This window comes from Vreelandella aquamarina (assembly GCF_020075495.1).
Classification (GTDB): Bacteria; Pseudomonadota; Gammaproteobacteria; order Pseudomonadales; family Halomonadaceae; genus Vreelandella; species Vreelandella aquamarina_A.
Genome location: NZ_JABYQT010000027.1, coordinates 1 through 1,044, shown reverse-complemented (window position 1 = coordinate 1,044; position 1,044 = coordinate 1). Strand labels below are relative to the sequence as shown.

The following is a 1,044-nucleotide window of genomic DNA, read 5'->3' as shown; positions in this document are numbered from 1 at the left end:
TACATCACGCCGTAATCGCCAAAGGTGCGGATTGAACCGGTGGGGATAGTGGTTTGCATGGTTAGTTCTCCTGTTGGGTTTGGTTTTCAGGCTGGTTTGTCATGTACAAAACCCGTTGGGCAGCTTTTTCGGCTGTTGTGCGTTTGATGCCGTCAGGCAGAAAAATTCTCCATTTTTTGGCTAGAACTATATCTGCAAGATCATCAACCGTTGCGCTTTCCAAAGCAGGATTTGCGTTAATTTCCGAATACAGAAAATCTTTGAATGCCGAGTACAGAGCATCGCGGTTTATTGCGTATCTTGTCATGCTGTTTCGCTTTGGTTGTCAGTTTCAGACGGCATAGGCTTGCCGCGCCTGTACCAAGTGGCGCGGGAAATGCCGAAGTGTTCCCACGGTTTATCGCGGCTGATAGAGTTTTCGGCTAGGTAGTCGGCGCGGGATTGCGACCATGCCCGAAAAACGGTTCTTGTGGAACAGCCGAAGCGTTTTGCCAGTTCTTTAGCCGTAACGTCTCGCTTGGTGGTTTTCAGTTTTGGATAGGCCATATTTCAAAGCTCCGTGATGATTTTTGTTCTGCCTGCATTGATGGTTGTTTTCCGCAAACTATTCCGATGAGCCTGCAATTCCGAAAACCGTCGATTGCTGGCTGCAATATCAAACTTGTACCAAACCCAGTTAGCGATTGATTTGGAGATACATTTCACTTCTTTTTCCCACATCGGGACAGGGAAATCCCCATTTACCCGCATACACTGGTAATGCACTTCTTTCAGCCAGCCTTGCACCGTGTAGCCCTGCTGTTTGAACGCCAACACGTTTTTGTGCGCCCAACGGCTCACAAGGTTAAACACCGTGCAATTTCTGCTTAATCCGACCGCTTCCACGTTAGAGCGACCGATATAGGGCTTAAACTTGTCTAAATCCACGAAATCCGCAAGATACTCCAAATCGTAGCCCCTGATTGCGTCAGGAACGCCGCGCAGCGTCAGCCAATGCGGATGTTCGGGATTTTTCGTAATCAGCGATACAAAGCCCACATCACC

The 1,044-nt window shown here is 48.6% G+C and carries 3 protein-coding genes; all 3 read right to left on the bottom strand.

The genetic code is table 11. The features are described 5' to 3' along the window. Positions 1-61 precede the first annotated feature (61 nt). On the bottom strand, positions 62-307 hold the full coding sequence (locus HW452_RS17300) for a hypothetical protein (protein ID WP_224107335.1): 246 nt from the start codon (positions 305-307) through the stop codon (positions 62-64). Next, a complete protein-coding gene (locus HW452_RS17295) occupies positions 304-546 on the bottom strand; it encodes an HTH domain-containing protein (protein ID WP_003690220.1) in 243 nt (80 codons plus the stop codon). Before HW452_RS17295 ends, HW452_RS17300 begins: the two co-directional genes overlap by 4 nt. 3 nt (positions 547-549) lie before the next feature. Further along, positions 550-1,044 (bottom strand): plasmid replicase (locus HW452_RS17290; RefSeq protein ID WP_414022673.1); only part of this gene is annotated, 495 nt, incomplete at its 5' end.

Excerpts from the sequence above, each read along its gene's own strand:
- HW452_RS17300 (WP_224107335.1), bottom strand. The coding sequence starts at position 307 with ATGACAAGATACGCAATAAACCGCGATGCTCTGTACTCGGCATTCAAA.
- HW452_RS17295 (WP_003690220.1), bottom strand. The coding sequence starts at position 546 with ATGGCCTATCCAAAACTGAAAACCACCAAGCGAGACGTTACGGCTAAA.